The organism is Pseudoalteromonas sp. MTN2-4, from assembly GCF_042848605.1.
GTDB lineage: Bacteria > Pseudomonadota > Gammaproteobacteria > Enterobacterales > Alteromonadaceae > Pseudoalteromonas.
The window spans coordinates 545,835-561,023 of the sequence record NZ_BTGK01000001.1; the positions used below are offsets into that span (position 1 = coordinate 545,835).

12 protein-coding genes are annotated in these 15,189 nt (G+C 41.4%); 5 read left to right on the forward strand and 7 right to left on the reverse strand.

Features of this window, described 5'->3' with window-relative positions:
• Positions 1–556 precede the first annotated feature (556 nt).
• Positions 557–3,238: a GNAT family N-acetyltransferase gene (locus ACGHEH_RS02550; protein ID WP_390441575.1), complete on the forward strand. Its 2,682-nt coding sequence runs from the start codon at positions 557–559 to the stop codon at positions 3,236–3,238.
• A gap of 3 nt (positions 3,239–3,241) precedes the next feature.
• Positions 3,242–4,186 carry an ion transporter gene (locus ACGHEH_RS02555; RefSeq protein WP_390441576.1) on the forward strand — a complete coding sequence of 315 codons (945 nt, stop codon included), beginning with the start codon at positions 3,242–3,244 and terminating at the stop codon, positions 4,184–4,186.
• Positions 4,187–4,243: 57 nt separating this feature from the next.
• Here ACGHEH_RS02555 and ACGHEH_RS02560 read toward each other — a convergent pair whose 3' ends face one another.
• From ACGHEH_RS02560 to ACGHEH_RS02570, 3 genes are read right to left on the reverse strand one after another with little or no spacing between them, the layout of a single operon-like run.
• On the reverse strand, positions 4,244–8,746 hold the full coding sequence (locus ACGHEH_RS02560) for an EAL domain-containing protein (RefSeq protein ID WP_390441578.1): 4,503 nt from the start codon (positions 8,744–8,746) through the stop codon (positions 4,244–4,246).
• Positions 8,747–8,769: 23 nt separating this feature from the next.
• Complete coding sequence (locus tag ACGHEH_RS02565) at positions 8,770–9,174, reverse strand: GNAT family N-acetyltransferase (RefSeq protein WP_390441580.1); 405 nt, start codon at positions 9,172–9,174, stop codon at positions 8,770–8,772.
• 5 nt (positions 9,175–9,179) lie between these two features.
• Positions 9,180–9,386, reverse strand: coding sequence for a DUF3283 family protein (locus ACGHEH_RS02570; RefSeq protein ID WP_058030613.1), 207 nt, complete (start codon positions 9,384–9,386; stop codon positions 9,180–9,182).
• Positions 9,387–9,498: 112 nt separating this feature from the next.
• Between ACGHEH_RS02570 and ACGHEH_RS02575 the strand changes: the two genes are divergently transcribed.
• Positions 9,499–10,185 carry a substrate-binding periplasmic protein gene (locus ACGHEH_RS02575; protein WP_390441582.1) on the forward strand — a complete coding sequence of 229 codons (687 nt, stop codon included), beginning with the start codon at positions 9,499–9,501 and terminating at the stop codon, positions 10,183–10,185.
• 13 nt (positions 10,186–10,198) lie between these two features.
• Here the strand turns inward: ACGHEH_RS02575 and ACGHEH_RS02580 are convergent, their stop codons facing one another.
• From ACGHEH_RS02580 to zntR, 4 genes are all read right to left on the reverse strand, one after another.
• Positions 10,199–10,441 (reverse strand): DUF1289 domain-containing protein, encoded by a 243-nt coding sequence (locus ACGHEH_RS02580; protein ID WP_390441584.1) that lies wholly within the window; start codon positions 10,439–10,441, stop codon positions 10,199–10,201.
• A 153-nt stretch (positions 10,442–10,594) separates the two neighbouring features.
• Positions 10,595–11,695 carry a 1-acyl-sn-glycerol-3-phosphate acyltransferase gene (locus ACGHEH_RS02585; protein WP_390441586.1) on the reverse strand — a complete coding sequence of 367 codons (1,101 nt, stop codon included), beginning with the start codon at positions 11,693–11,695 and terminating at the stop codon, positions 10,595–10,597.
• 95 nt (positions 11,696–11,790) lie between these two features.
• Complete coding sequence (locus tag ACGHEH_RS02590) at positions 11,791–13,209, reverse strand: SO_0444 family Cu/Zn efflux transporter (RefSeq protein ID WP_390441588.1); 1,419 nt, start codon at positions 13,207–13,209, stop codon at positions 11,791–11,793.
• Positions 13,193–13,606: a Zn(2+)-responsive transcriptional regulator gene (gene zntR, locus ACGHEH_RS02595; protein ID WP_390441590.1), complete on the reverse strand. Its 414-nt coding sequence runs from the start codon at positions 13,604–13,606 to the stop codon at positions 13,193–13,195. Before zntR ends, ACGHEH_RS02590 begins: the two co-directional genes overlap by 17 nt.
• Before the next feature lie 74 nt (positions 13,607–13,680).
• Here zntR and ACGHEH_RS02600 point away from each other — a divergent pair, with 74 nt between their 5' ends.
• Together ACGHEH_RS02600 and ACGHEH_RS02605 are read left to right on the forward strand one after the other, a co-directional pair.
• Positions 13,681–14,628, forward strand: a complete 948-nt coding sequence (locus tag ACGHEH_RS02600; protein ID WP_390441592.1) for a D-2-hydroxyacid dehydrogenase — start codon at positions 13,681–13,683, stop codon at positions 14,626–14,628.
• Positions 14,629–14,792: 164 nt separating this feature from the next.
• The gene (locus tag ACGHEH_RS02605) at positions 14,793–15,173 is read left to right on the forward strand and encodes a DUF3192 domain-containing protein (RefSeq protein ID WP_390441594.1); all 381 of its coding nucleotides are present in this window, start codon (positions 14,793–14,795) and stop codon (positions 15,171–15,173) included.
• The last annotated feature ends 16 nt before the right edge of the window (positions 15,174–15,189 follow it).

The following is a 15,189-nucleotide window of genomic DNA, read 5'->3' on the forward strand; positions in this document are numbered from 1 at the left end:
AGCTCCTAAAAGACATGCAGTGCCTACTATTAAATCTAGCGCCTCTATGATATCTCCAGAATTGAGCCTATAAATGTATACACCTGAAAACAGTATAAGGCAGCTCAAAAACATAGATAAAAAACCAATTAAGAAGCTTTTAAGTGTACTGAAAGTATTTTTAGAGCAATAAAAAACAGCTATGGAACCAACTATCCCAAGCAACAGAATAACCAACATATTCATTTTTTAAAATCCAACTTATATTGAATAAAGAAACAACTAAAAATCCATAACCAAGTGAAACTAACCAGTTCAGTTTTAACAATACTCTAGAGTTTGCAAAAAAAGCCGCACAAGAATGTAACTACACATACAATTCAAGCACTTAAGTTGTAATAAGTATTTTTCCAACTATGCCACAAGATAAAATGGGTTAAAACAACTTACTTAAACGCCCCCACAAATAAGACTTTGGTATAAAGACAGTTATTTAATGACAACGCTAACTTAAATCAACTTTTCTGTGCTCTGTTACGTGTTAAAGTTATAAAAAATGTTTGGTAAGGAACAGTAGATGAGTGTTAAGCGGATCAGCCAGTTTTTTAATCCTAAGTCAGTTGCAGTCATTGGCGCGTCTAATAATGCGGGGCGTGCAGGCTTTGTGGTTATGCGCAACTTACTTCAAGGTGGCTTTAAAGGGCCGATCATGCCGGTTTCTCCAAAGCATAAAGCGGTGCATGGTGTGCTTGCCTACCACAACATTAAAGCGCTGCCGCAAACACCTGATCTTGCTGTTATCTGTACCAACAAAAATACCTTAGAGCAAATCATCATCGAACTCGGTGAACTTGGTTGCCAACATGCGATTATTATTGCCTCGGGTGCAAACCAAGCGCAAAAGAGCGCCCTTAAGCAGACTGCAAAAGAAGCGGGCGTGACTCTACTTGGACCCAACTGTTTAGGCTTACTCATTCCTCACTTAGGTTTAAATGCCAGCTTTTCTCATACCGTCGCTGAGCCAGGCAAATTGGCGTTTATTTCACAATCGGCTGCAGTGTGCTCGACCATTTTAGACTGGGCGCAGAATAAGCGTATTGGCTTTTCATACTTTATTTCTGTTGGCGACTGTATTGATATCGACTTTGACGAGTTACTGGACTTTTTAGGCAGAGATGCGAAAACTCGCGCGATCTTACTGTATATCGATAACATTGATGACGTTCGCCGTTTTATTTCAGCCGCGCGAGCCGCTGCATTTAGTAAACCTGTGTTGGTAATTAAAACAGGTCGCACCCGCGCTGGCGCAGAAGCAGCATATATTCATACTGGCGGCCAAAGCAGTGATGATGCGGTGTACGATGCCATGTTCCAGCGGGCGGGTATGCTAAGGGTAAATGATTTACGGGAGCTCTTTGCTGCCACTCAGACCTTGGCGCTTCACCCTAAACTGTTACAAGTAGAACAGTTGACCATTCTCACCAATGGCGGCGGCCCGGGCATTATGGCCGTTGATACACTTTTACAAGGATCAGGAAAACTGGCGGAGCTGAGTGACCAAACTCGTGAAGCATTAAATAAAGTCATTCCTCAGGCTGAGAAAATCTATAACCCCGTCGATTTATTTGGTGACTCATCACCAAAACGCTACCAACAAGCGCTAGAAATATTGCTTAAAGCATCTGAGGTGAAAAACTTACTGATCATCCACACGCCTTCAGCGCTTGCACCGAGTGAAGAATACGCAGAGATCATTGCCAACGCCTTAGAAAAAATTCCAAAAATGGCTCGCCCTTATGTCATGACCGTCTTTATGGGTGAATACGCGGCTTATGAAGCACGCTATGTGTGTGCCGAACATTCAATTCCGACCTACCGCACACCCGAAGGCGCTGTTGGCGCATTTATGCACTTAGTAAGCTATCGCCGTAACCAAAAGCATTTAACGCAAACGCCGGAGTCGATCAGTAGCGACCTATTAATCAATAGCCAAACGGCAAAGCATGAAATTGCTGAGTTTATCGCTGAAGGCCATACCCACTTATCAACGCACCTTGCTCGAAAAGTTTTATCTCACTATTCAATTGAATGTATTCAAACTGAAATTGCGCTCACACCAAGCGAAGCAAAAGAGCAAGCTGAACGACTTGGCTTTCCTGTGGCGTTAAAGCTTATCAGTCCGTCTATTCCTTCAAAGTCTGAAGTGGGTGGCGTGGTACTGAATTTAAATGATGGCAATGAAGTCGAGCAAAATGCCTTTGCCATCTTGCTACGTATTAAAGAAGCCTACCCGGATGCCATTATTGAAGGTTTTTCATTGCAGCGTATGGCGCCAAGAGCGGGCGCACAAGAGCTGCGTATTGCCATCAAAACCGAGCCTGGCTTTGGCCCTGTCATATTATTAGGTGAAGCAGGTACCGGTCTTGAGTTCTCTCAAGCAGCGGTGGCCCTCCCTCCGCTTAATATGAACTTAGCAAAATATTTGATCGCCGCAGCGCAAGACAAAGGCGTGCTAAAAGAACGCACCTTACCCGATAAAGTCGACAAATACCGTTTATGTGCCCTATTGACGCGTATTTCACAATTATTGGTTGATCAACCCGATATTTATAATTTAGAGCTCAACCCTGTGCTTGCCAGTGAAGGGCAATTTTTAGTGCTCGACGCCGCGATTCAGCTTCGCCCATATCAGGCCAAAGCCAATCGTAAACGCTTAGCCATTAAACCTTACCCGAAAGAGTGGGAGCAAAAGGTGACCTTAAAAGACGGCCAAGCAGCTACTTTAAGGCCAATTCGCCCTGAAGATGAGCGCGCCCATCAAGAGTTTGACCAGGCGCTAACTAAAGAAGACAGATACAAACGCTTCTTTGGTGAACTGCCTGAGTTCAATCATGAGCAATTAGCTAAAATGACACAAATTGATTACGACCGAGAGATGGCGTTCATTGTCTCTGCTCCTCACAAAAGCGCTTATCGTACGCTAGGAGTATCTCGGGTATTAATGGACCCAGATAATCTTTCTGCAGAATTTGCTGTTGTCGTTCGCTCAGGCAGCCAAGGCTTAGGACTTGGAAAACTGCTTATGAATGCGGCCATAGATTATTGCCGAAGCCAAGGTGTGGGTATTGTTGAGGGGATAACTTTACCCGAAAATACCGGCATGATTGAGCTTTCTAAGCGCTTGGGCTTTAAAGTAACCCGTGACTTTGAAGAAGGAACCATTAATATGGTTTTGAAGTTAGATGAAGCACAACAATAAACTATGCTAACAACCAGACAAAAGGTCGCAAGCTTACTTGAAAGTAGTGGCCGACATCAAAAAGCAGGTCACATACTCGATGTATTTTTGATCTGCTTAATTATGGTTAATGTGATTGCCATTGTTTTAGAGTCTGTGGCCTCACTCGCCCAAACTTATCACACTGTTTTTCTTGTTATTGAGGTAGGATCAGTCGCGATTTTTACCTTAGAGTATCTTGCAAGGTTATGGTCTTGTGTCGATAAAATCGAATATAAACAAGTTAAAGGCTCAAACCTTAAAAAGCGTTTTAAATATGCACTGACGCCGCTTGCGATAATTGATTTACTCGCTATAGCGCCAACCATTCTTATGATGTTCTTTAGCTTTGATCTTCGCTTCTTACGAGTTGTTCGATTGCTGAGAGTTTTCAAACTCACCCGTTATTCAAAAGCTATGCAGTTGTTACTGGCAGCATTTAAAGAAGAAGCCAGCAGTTTAATGGCGGCCTTCTTTATTATGTCTGTCGTGCTGATCATGGCGTCATGCGGTATTTATCTTATTGAGCATGATGTTCAACCCGATAAGTTTGGCTCTATACCCGATGCCATGTGGTGGGCAATGGCTACCCTAACCACAGTTGGTTACGGTGATGTGGTACCAATTACACCACTAGGACGCTTTTTTGGGGGGGTCATTACCATGTTAAGTATGGGTATGGTCGCCATACCAACCGGCTTACTAGCGTCGAGTTTTGCTGAGCAACTACGTAAGCGTCGTGAAGTCTTTCATGAAGCGGTATTACATAGCTTGATAGACGGCCATGTTGACGAAGAAGAACGCGCCCACCTTGAGGCTCTGAGAGTCGAATTAGGCTTAAGCGCAGCAGAAGCTAATCAAGCAATTAAAGTGATGACCAATAAACGCGTGCATAGCCAATATTGCAGACACTGTGGCCACAAGCTTTAAGGCCACAGCAATATACAATCAAAAGAATCTCTATTTTTAGATAAACTGCTTTCGGGCTTAAACCTTTACCTCTGAAGAAGCCTCTGGTGTAAACACATACCAGGCTTTATCTAGCATGTTTGCCACATAATCACCTGTAACGGCATCGCCATAAATTGGGCCTTGGAAAATATCACAGCCTATTTCTCTGAGTTTATTAATCTGCCCAGCGTTCAATACACCTTCTGCGATACAACGCTTTTCAAGTAAGTTTGCAACGCTAATAACGGCGTGAGCAATCACCGCTTGATCGCCATTCTTTTGATTGATAAGCGCAGGCGCTATCTTGAAAGCATCGACTGGCAGGCTTTGCATTGAGGCCAATGATGCAAACTCAGAACCAAAGCCATTAATGTGAATTTGGCAACCAATCGACTTGAGTTGGGTCATCAAATTTAGGGTTTGCTCTGAATTCACCACTGTCTGTGCTTCAGTGATCTCAATCACCACGTGTTCAGCGCCAATATTACAGCGCGAGATAACATTCGCAATGCGACTTAACAGGTCACTTTGCACCAAATCTGCAGCCGTTAAGTTAACTGCTAAATAAAGATTCGGGTGATGTAAGTGCCATTGTTTTAACTCGATAAGGCCAGCACTCAAGGCATGTAATAAAAGTCGATGACTGGCACCAATTTGCTTGGCCACATCATTCACATAGTCTTGAGAGTAATCATCTAAGGATGGCCATTTTAATGAGACTTCGAGCCCTTCAACTTGACGTGTTTTGTAATTCAAGATTGGCTGATACTGATTTATGAAGTTTCCTTCTTTCAGAGAAGCCATTAAGCTTTGCTCGATCGCAAAAATTCGCTCTGCACGGGTTTGCATGGCCCTAGTAAAGAATTGATAGTCTCTGCTTTTCTCATCCATAGCATGATTAAGCGCCATGCGTGCTTTTTGACATAGTTCTTCAGCGTTATCCGCATCTTCAGGGTAACTCGCGACCCCAATGAACGGCATAAGCTGAATATTATGACCATCAACTAATTGTGCATGCTCAAACTGCTTCTTGATTTTTATGATGCATTGAGTTACTTCAGCAGGCTCAGCTAATCGCTCTAACAGCACCATAAATTCACGACCATTCGCAAACGCAATATTCACTTGCTGTCCAAGACTGAGTGTCAATTGCTTCGCGATATGTTTGATAAGGCTTTCAAAGAATGATTTACCGTAAATATCATAAAAATGCTTGAGCCTGTCGACTCTTATCGCCATCACAGCTAGGCTCTGGTTAAGCTCTTTTTGGCTGATTGCATGTTCAGCCCAGTCAATAAATCGGGCTTTACCGGCAAGTTGTGTAACTGTATTGATATTTTCAAGTTGCTGTAAGGAGTGCTCAGAACGTTTTTGTGCACTTATGTCAGTTAAGCCAACCACATAATTGCTCAGCTCACCATTACCATCTGATACAGCCGTCACTTTAATAAGCACATGACACTGCTTACCATTAGCAAGACCAACTCGCTCTTCGCCAACAAAATATTCTGACACTTTTAACTGACTTATTTTACGCAGATAATGTATTCGCGTTGCAATTGGCAGCCCTAAGTTTAACGCAGAACTAGATTTGGGTTCTTCAACGATATTAAATGCTTGTTGTAAGGCTGCATTACAGGCTTTGATTCGCAACTGTTTGTCGAGAATAAACACCCAATCTCTGGCTTGCTCGAAGGCAGCACCAAACAACCTTGCCCGCTCAGCAAACATCTTTTCTCTGGTTAAGTTGGTATAAGTCCCCGTTACACGCTCTGGTACATCATTGGTCCAAGCCATTACTTTGCCAGAGTCTTTATACCAACGCCAATGTCCCTCTTTGTGCTGTAAGCGGTAAGTACAATTAAAATAGCCTTTATTAGTAGTCACAAATTCAAGCCATTCAAGCCTGAATAAATTACGCTCAAATGGGTGAATCTTTTGCAAATACTCATCTAGCGTCAAAGCATCATTATTGTAACCAAGCTCAGCTGTGAGTCTGGGCTGATAAATTAAGTGATGATCTAATTGCCAGTCCCAGACCCCTGAATCACTACTTTCAAGTGCTAGTTTTAAGCGCATTTCACTATTTTGCGTTTCTTTATGCGCCGCCAATAAAATTTGCTCAATGCGCTGCTTTCTACGTAACCATAATGCAAATAAAACGCTGATAATAAACACGTAGCTTGCAATCGCCAAAGGCGAGCGCCAGATAGGATAATTCACTTTAATACCAAGCGAAGCCGGCGGTGTATAATCCCCCGTTAGTGGATCTTTCGCCCACACTTTCAACTGGTAGCTACCCGGATTTAACTTTGGAAATACAACCCGATTATTGCCTCGGGTTAAAATTCTTTGTCCACCTGAAATTTGGTATTCATAAACTATGCGCTCTTGGTAAATGAAGCTCATTGCAGAAAAAGACACTTCTAGACCAATGTCATCATGAGCTAATTCTATTTCCTCAAAAACCTTTAAGCCACTGTGCGTCAACTTTCTAGACATGAGTTCAACCGAAGTAATATTCACTCTGTCTAACAAGTTTTTCTTGGGCCTATTTACCTTTGGATCAAACATGGTGAAGCCTTTCACCGAACCATAGGCTATATTACCTTTTGCTAACTTTAGCGAAGCACCACCATTAAACTCATTACTGAGTAAACCATCACCAGTAGTAAATTGCTGCAAGTGAAGATTATCAGGGTCTAAGCGCCAAATACCTTTGTGAGAAGACATCCAGATCATACCTTCATCATCTTCTTGCATCCCGTACATCAAGGTGCCAAGGTTATTCTCTTCTAAGTCTATAGTGTGCACTCTTTCAGAGCTTTGCGGGTCAAGCCCGATTAACCCATAATTCGAAAGGGATAACCACAAAATATTGTTTTTATCTATCAGGTAAGACTGCACGATAATGGGTATATCTTGGTGTGCGTCAGGTACTGCATAAATAACATGTAACTTGTTGAAGATAGGATCAAAGCGGTACAAAGTTCCGCCTGTAAAAAACAACGGATGTGTTGGGTGGCTTGGCAAAGGCTTTAAAAATGAAAAAGACAAAAACGGGTCAAACTGTTCAAACTCCCCTTCTAGTTTATGTAGCTTTTTATCATTGATACTATACCTAAAAAAGCCATGTTCAGCGTGAATAAAATACACAAACCCATCTTCAGACACATAAATGCCATATAACCTGTCTTGCAGAATTTGACTCTCTTCTTCATCACGCCCTGTCAGCTGTGTTGCTTCGTCTTTAACCGGATCGTAAACAAAGAAACCTCGATTTGTTCCTAGCCATAAATTATCTTCGTACAAGTGAAGCGTATAAATGGAAAACTCAGGATAAACATCTTCACCTAAATACCCTTTCAAAAATATCTGCGTTTCATTTTTTTTAGGGTCATAACGGGTGAGGCCATCATTGGTTGCAGCCCAAATATAGCCTCCTAACTCCACCATTCTCCAAACAGTATTATGTGAAAACCCCGACCCTTGGGTATTCAAACTGCTGACATTTTTAAAGCGGTCTACTTGCTCTGAAAGGTAAAACGCCCCATCACTTTTCGTCGCTAGCCATAAGCCATCGTGATTATCTCGCACTATTTCCATAATGCTGCTATCAGCAAGGGTAAACTCACTATTAAGCAGTCTTTGATCTCGAACTCTTTCACCCGTTTCAAGCCAAAAATGTATTAACCCCTTATCTGTACCTAGGAGCAAATGATCGTCTTGAGGCTCGATATCCCATACATTAATATCTGCAAACACTGTTTTGTATTGCCAATCAAATGACCCGCTTGCAAATTTTTGCTGAAGGTCGCTAATGTCTATTTGATATAATCCTTTCACCGCCCCTAGCAGTAATGTATTACTATCTTTCAGATAAAGTCGCTTAGTATTGGACTGATATTCATGTGTCACTTCGTCAATGTATGTTATTTTCTGAAGTTGTTTTGAGGAGTGCTGAAATACAAATGCGCCATCAGTGGTCGCAATGAAAAGAAAATCGCCATGATTGAGCAGCGCCCTGACAAAAGTGCGTTGCTCTAGTACAGGCAGCTGGATCTGGTCAACAATTTCACCCGTATCAACTTGCATTAAAGCCACATTATCAAAACGGCCTAACCAAATATGGTTATCATCTTTTTCTAAAATTTGGTTTATTGAAAAGTTGACATAATCTTCTTCCGTTTTTGGGGCTGGGAAGTAATTTCTATAACTGTCCGATTTCACGTCGTAGCTAAAAAAGCCCACATTTTGCGTCGCTATCCAAACCCTTTCTTGAGAATCTTGATAGATTCGATTTAAAACGACTTCTTCAAGTACCCCTTCTGGACCTGACACATTGAGTACTCGATAGCCATCATATCGATTTAAGCCTGCTTCTGTCGAAAGCCATAGAAAGCCCTGGCTATCAAGTAATAGGGTATTGACATAACTTTGTGATAACCCTTCTGCAGGAGATAAGCGGCTAACGCTAGCATTTACGATACTGCTGCATATCAGTGATACCCAAAGAATGATAATGCTTATTAGCCTCATGTTATTTCCTTTCTTAATGGCCGCTAGGGCTGATACTTCATAGCGATAATATTGCGGCCTTGCTGTCGATAAGCGCTGAGCATACACGCTAACTCGTCTGGTAAGGCAGTGACACAGGTGAATTGAACAGCACGGTAAAACGCTTCTAAGTGAGTATATGCAAAGGTGAATATGGGCTGATTATGCTGAGATAACACCTCAAGTATGATTTGCTTTGCAATACCTTGACCGCGATACGCCTCAGCAACAAACAAAGTCGATAAAAATAACGCGCCCGCTCTATTTTGAATACGACACGCAGCAACAATAGATTGACTCTTAACTACCCATACTTCATCTTGCTTGTTAGCACGACCGCGCACATTATGAGCTTGATAAAACTTATTCACCAAAGGAGTAGCGATTTGCTCTAAGCGCTCAACCTTCATTGAAGTTAACCTGCCAACATCATACTGAGGTAGTATTCAAACTTTTGCTTTAAGATTTGCTGTTCCGAAAGTGGGCGATTATTGATAGTATCGTAAATCGTTTCACGAGAGTTCTTGCCACGTTTAATTTGATAAGCCCAAAATGAGGCTTCGTAATCCAATTGAATTTGGTATTTTTCTTGTCTAGGCAGGTTGCACAAGTTGTAACTCATAACGGTTTCACTAAGTTTAATACATAATAATCCAGACTGCGTACCATACTATTTTTAGCTATAGTTCGCTATATTTTACAAAACAGTGAATTAAGATATTTAAGGAATGAACTTGTATTTGGTACACAGAAGTCTATTTTTGCTGTTACTCTTTTCATCATTTATTCAAGCTAACACAGATAAACTTACTTTTAACCGCCCTGCAGACACTGCGCAATCTCGATATGTTGTTGAACTGATGTCACTCGCCTATAAAGAAATAGGAGTTGATGTTGAACTAATAGACTTTAACCGAGACAGTGCGCTCGTTGCCGCTAATGAAGGGGTATTAGACGGACAGTTAGCCAAAATATCAGGTTTAAGTAATACTTATCAAAACTTACTTCGTCTTGATACACCATTATTAGATTTCAAACTCAATTTAATTAGCTTTTGTGACGACTGTACTTTGTCTGATATGCCTTCATTGGTTATCCATTCGACTTATCCTGCAGCAGCCAAGTATCTTGAGTCTAACCCATATAAGGGTCAGCTTTATAAAGTGAAAAGTGTTTCGACACTATTGAATTTATTGATGCAAAAACAAGTGTCTGCAGCGCTTGTCATCGGTTTTTATTTAGACCCTTATATGCAAAAACTACAAAACGCGGGCATCAAGATCACAACCCTAGACTCACAGTATGTTTTCCATTACCTTCATAAGAAACATCAGCACCTAGTACCAGCACTGTCTGCAACGCTGCTACAGTTTGAACAGTCAGGTAAAATTCGCGAATTAAAGACTAAGCATAATTTATAAACATACAGGGATGTTAGAAATCAAACGGAGTTTGCTGTTCGCTTTGATCATCAGATGATTTTTTCTTACTGGCTAGGTAACGTTTGTAGCGTTGCTGGCACAAGGCTATCACTTTTCTTTTTTGTTGATCGGTCAATGTATTCCAAGCAAAACGCTCCTCTCTACTGCGATAACAACCTTTACAGTAGCCGCGATTATTGACCTGGCAGATCCCCTTACATGGACTGGGGATCTCAAAAATCTCGATTTGTTCCATCAACAAAAGTTAAAAAAGTATGGTATTTAATCTATTTTTAGATTTTTTAACCCTCTGTTGTCAACAATATAAATTGAGAAATCAAAGCTCGAGCTTTAAGCATGCAATAAAAAAGGGAGCTCAATAGCGCCCTTCTCATCAATCAAATAACGTTTAGACAAATTCGCCTTTACGCCTTAAAGGCTCTGCGTACATAGCCAAAATCTGTTGGTGTAATTCGTTTGGAATAGTCTCAAGTCGAGTTTGAAACTCACTCTTAAGTTCTGCAGACACAGTTTCTTCTTGACCACCTGCTATGTAATTTGTTGAGTGTAAGTAATACTGGCTGATAATTTGTTTATCAATACTAGCAGCCAGCGATTCCGGTGTATCACACTCTTCTGTTATCGGCGAACCAAATGAAACATGCACATGGCCTTTGTCTGAACGCATACCTTCAATGATACTTTCTATGTCTTCACCTTCAGCTTTTACATACTCGCCATGGGCTTTTTTGTGCACCAGCTCTTTGGCCTTAGCTATGGCACAAGGCTCGTATTGATAAGAAATCGACACAGGAACGATTTTTAACTGCTTTACATAGTCTTCAAAAGACAGCTTCAAACGACGACCTTGCAGTTGCAGCATTTTTAAAAGTGCAGGATCAGTTTGATCAACACCATCTTTGGCTCTGCCTTCTTTTTGTGCAATCCAAATTGAATTACCCGTATCTAAAGAGTCGTAGATGTAAGCAGAAAGCTGGCTCAATGCTTTAAGCATTTCTTTTGGTGCTTTCACTGAGCGCTTAACGATAAAACTCTTGTTCAAGCGCATGAGCTCGTTGATATAAGGCACTTGTAATAAGTTATCGCCTATTGCAATACGCACAGTTTGCATATTGTGAGAGTGGAGCCCCCAGTTCATGATGGCTGGATCTAAAGCAATATCACGGTGGTTTGAGATAAATAAATACGGCGTTGACTTATCAAGCTTTTCTAAGCCAGAGAAAGTTACTTTACTGGTGGTACGCTTGATTAACAGTTCTAGGTAACCCGCTACTTCTTGTTGAACTTGCTCAACGGTTGCGATACTGCCCCACTTCTTTCGTAGCTGACTACGCACTAAAGGTCTTGCAATGAAAGGCCATTTATTTAACCAACTCGGCGCATTATGCTTAGCAATTACATCAATAAAGTCATTGTCTTCTAGAAGACGAGACAGCGCGGCTGGGACTTCTTCATCATTGTAAGGTCTTATATCTGCGTATTTATCCACAAAACTACTCATTGTTACTGGGTAAAAAAAACGTCGTATTTTATCTTGCTAATCAGTCGGATGCTAAGGTTATCAACTCCGACCAGATAAGCCCATCATTTCATTCGTTGTTTTAACGATATCAAAACTAATCGCAACATTAAAATCAACAATATAACCCCCAAACCTTGGGTTAACCAACTCGGCATTAGCTCATGTTCCATGGCATGTGCCGGGTTAACTTCAAAGCCAAACTGCTCGACTAAATAATCGGTCAGAAAGCCGAACGCAATGGCAACACCAATCACGCCTGTTAAGTAGGCACTCACGGCTCGTTTGCCTAGCTCAGTTGCAACCACACCCAAAGTGGCAATGTTGGTTGCAGGGCCTGCCAACATAAATACCAATACGGCTCCCGGTGATACACCAGCCATCAATAAGCCTGCAGCAATTGGCGTAGAAGCAGTCGCACAGATATACATTGGAATACTCACCAAAATCACCACGACCATTGCCAATATGCCATCCCCCCACTGACTCAAGAATGAGGTTGGTACATATGTTTGTACTAGCGCGGCGAAAAACAGTCCCATCATCAGCCACCCCATGGTGTCACTAAGTAGCTTATTACAACTAAAGTGCACGGCTTGCTTTATTTTGTTGAAGAAAGACGCTGCTTGTTGTTCATCTTTTTTACTATCACAGCAGGATGATCCGTTGTTCATAGGCTGTGCTGGGAGCTCTGTATCACAACAGCTTGTCGTTTTTTCAAGTAACGCCTTGCTACTATTTACGATGACAGGCTCAGATGACGTTGCGCAACAAGCTGCTTTTGTATCAGTGACTGTTTCTGCTTTTATACTACAGCTTGATTGCTCTTCTAGTTTCTTCGTCCCACAACAGTTTGTTGTTGCAGGTTTCTCTTCTTTCTTTAGTGTCACTTCATCAGGTGACATCGCGCAGCATGATGCTTTTGGCTTTGTTGTTATTTCTGCTTTTTTACTACTGCAACTTGTTTGCTTTTCAGTGCCACTCTCGATATCCGCTAGCTTAGGAGCGCAACAGCTTTTACTCACAGATACTGAATTATCAGATACATCGGTTTTGGTATCTTCATCTAAGTTCTTTATTTCAGACGCTTTTTCTTTACCAACCAATAAACCCGCCACTATCGCGCTCGACACAGCGGCTATTGGCCTGATAATCGCCATAAATGGCCCAAGTAACACATAAGACACTGACACTGAATCTACGCCAGTTTCTGGTGTAGACACTAAAAACGCTGTGGTGGCACTTTTTGAGCCACCAGCCCTTCTGAGTCCCACCGCAGCAGGAATAACACCACAGGAACACAAAGGCATTGGCGCACCAATTAAAGCCGCTTTAATGGTCGTCCACACACCTTCTTTGCCTAAGTGCTTTTGTAAAAAGTTTTTCGGTATGAAGATATTTAAAAGGCCAGCCAGTAATAACCCCAACATTAACCAAGGGGCTGAAACTAAAAATAAAGACCAGAAATTAGATAACAATGTCATCTGCTGCCTCCAAGGTGATTAAAATTGAACAGCCAGTCGCAAGCTCAGGGCCGCCACAACAGGCATCTGCTAACAATGATAGAGATTTTTCGAAACGTTGTAATTCAGCTATCTTATCACGAACAATCTGTCTTTTTTGCAAAGTAAGCTGTTTAACTTCGCCACAGCTATGCTGTTGCTTATCTACCTTAATTGCTAACAATTCTTGAATTTCTTTAAGGCTAAATCCGACTGCTTTTGCTCTTAAAATAAACTGCATTTGTTTTTCATGCTTAGGACTATAAATACGATAACCTGACTCACTGCGTTCACTAAAACTCAGTAGGCCATGCTTTTCGTAATACCTTAAAGTATCCGTACTAATATCTAAACGCTTTGCTAATTCGCCTATTTTCATCTTACACTCCCGACTTATTAAGCACATTATAAACCTTTGAGTAAACTCCAAGGTCAACAAAGCAGATTAAATTTATGAAGATTGTCTTACTTGATGCCGCCACACTCGCCAATACTGACCTAACGCCTTTGTCGGCTCTTGGTGAACTGACTACATATCAGAATACGAACAAAGAGCAGGTACTTAATCACTGCAAAGATGCAAACATTGTCATATCGAATAAAGTGGTGCTAGATGCTAAGACCTTAGCTGAATTACCCCACCTAAAACTCATTTGTGTTGCTGCGACTGGCACTAATAACATTGATCTTGATGCAGCTAAAGAATTGGGCATTCGTGTTTGTAACGTCGCGGGTTATTCAACCCCATCAGTCGTGCAACATACTTTTACTCTGCTTGGCAACTTAATGACTAATATTCACCGCTACCAGCAAGATTGTGCGAATGGTCTTTGGCAACAAAGCAATATGTTTTGTCGCCTTGATTATCCGATCACTGAATTGTCGGGTAAAAACTTTGTGATTTTTGGCCACGGTAGCTTAGGACAAGCTGTTGGCAAAGTTGCCGAAGCATTTGGCGCACAGCTCATTATTGCTGAAAGACCAAACGCCACTGACATTCGTTCTGGTCGAACAGAGTTTACTGAAGCGTTAAAAATGGCCGATGTGTTATCTGTTCATTGTCCGCTTAATGATGAAACCCGAAACTTATTCAATAAAGAAACGCTAGCCCTGCTCAAACCCTCCAGCTTTGTGATCAATACCGCCAGAGGCGGTATAGTTGATGAAGCAGCTTTAGTTGAAATTCTGACAAATAAACAAATTGCAGGAGCTGGCTTTGATGTATTATCTGTTGAACCTGCACAAGCAAACAATCCCCTTGCCAATTATCAAGGTCACAATTTAATACTGACCCCACATACAGCTTGGGCGGCAAAAGAATCTATTGAACGACTAGTGAAAGAAATCGCAAATAATATTGTTAACTTTAACAATGGCAGAGCCCGTAATGTTGTTGTGTAATTCGCTAAAATTTGGTGAATAACCCTAAAATTTAGAAGGGTCAACACTTCAAAATCTGTATAAAAAACAACAGGCAATTGTAAAATAAAGACTTTTAAAGTTGGCAACAATATTGCTCTAATAAAAACAAATTATCTGAAACGAATTTTTTAAGGAAATCTACAATGAAAAAATTATTACTTGCTGCTGCGCTAAGTGCACCATTACTTTCAGGCTGTATTGTGGCTGTTTCTGATGATGGCGTTGAGCCAGGCTGGTCGTCGAATCACAGTGGTAGTAGCTGGAAGTATCAGCAAGAAGAAAATCGTAAAACAATTTCAAAATTAGACCTTGGCGCTGACTACAACCAAGTACTTGAGCAGCTTCCTACTCCTGACTTCACTGAGTTAGTGAAAAAAGATGAAGGTGTTTATAAAGTGATTTACATTGCAACAAACAGCAAACATTCTGACGGCAAAGTTACAAAAGACGAGTGCACGCCATTGGTGTTTAAGGATGAAAAGCTAATTGGTTTTGGCCAATCTGCACTACTACAAATTTTATAAGTATCTCATTAAGCCG

Coding starts and splice junctions, on each gene's coding strand:
- ACGHEH_RS02580 (WP_390441584.1), bottom strand. CDS start 10,441: ATGGAACAAATCGAGATTTTTGAGATCCCCAGTCCATGTAAGGGGATC.
- zntR (WP_390441590.1), bottom strand. CDS start 13,606: ATGAAAATAGGCGAATTAGCAAAGCGTTTAGATATTAGTACGGATACT.
- ACGHEH_RS02555 (WP_390441576.1), top strand. CDS start 3,242: ATGCTAACAACCAGACAAAAGGTCGCAAGCTTACTTGAAAGTAGTGGC.
- ACGHEH_RS02605 (WP_390441594.1), top strand. CDS start 14,793: ATGAAAAAATTATTACTTGCTGCTGCGCTAAGTGCACCATTACTTTCA.
- ACGHEH_RS02560 (WP_390441578.1), bottom strand. CDS start 8,746: ATGAGGCTAATAAGCATTATCATTCTTTGGGTATCACTGATATGCAGC.
- ACGHEH_RS02590 (WP_390441588.1), bottom strand. CDS start 13,209: ATGACATTGTTATCTAATTTCTGGTCTTTATTTTTAGTTTCAGCCCCT.
- ACGHEH_RS02600 (WP_390441592.1), top strand. CDS start 13,681: ATGAAGATTGTCTTACTTGATGCCGCCACACTCGCCAATACTGACCTA.
- ACGHEH_RS02570 (WP_058030613.1), bottom strand. CDS start 9,386: ATGAGTTACAACTTGTGCAACCTGCCTAGACAAGAAAAATACCAAATT.
- ACGHEH_RS02550 (WP_390441575.1), top strand. CDS start 557: ATGAGTGTTAAGCGGATCAGCCAGTTTTTTAATCCTAAGTCAGTTGCA.
- ACGHEH_RS02565 (WP_390441580.1), bottom strand. CDS start 9,174: ATGAAGGTTGAGCGCTTAGAGCAAATCGCTACTCCTTTGGTGAATAAG.